This is a genomic window from Acinetobacter sp. NigerLNRRAM0016 (assembly GCF_054112845.1).
Genome location: NZ_JBSYVT010000136.1, coordinates 1 through 331, shown reverse-complemented (window position 1 = coordinate 331; position 331 = coordinate 1). Strand labels below are relative to the sequence as shown.

Genomic DNA, 331 nt, shown 5'->3' with positions numbered 1-331 from the left:
GCTCATCTTGTGGAATCTGATTAAGTAAATCACCAAGCACCTGTGAATCACTGACATTATTGGTTGTAAGCTGAACTGCTCGTATTTGTAGGGTTTTAGCATCTATACCAATATGAAGTTTACGCCATTGGCGACGATATTCAGGTCCATGTTTCTTGCGTTTCCATTCGCCCTCACCTAGAAACTTCATGCCTGTAGAGTCCATGAGTAGATGCAGCCCATCGCTACTTTTTTGGTAGCTGATTACAATATCAATATGCTTTTGTCTTCTACAAAGCGTGGTGTAATCTGGAGCTATCCAATTTAATCCGCAAAGTTTAATCAGACTTTG

The 331-nt window shown here is 40.5% G+C and carries 1 protein-coding gene; it reads right to left on the bottom strand.

Annotation, left to right across the window (positions count from 1 at the left end; genetic code table 11):
• Nucleotides 1-331 (bottom strand): IS5 family transposase (locus tag ACWQ4X_RS19870; RefSeq protein ID WP_457904690.1); only part of this gene is annotated, 331 nt, incomplete at both ends.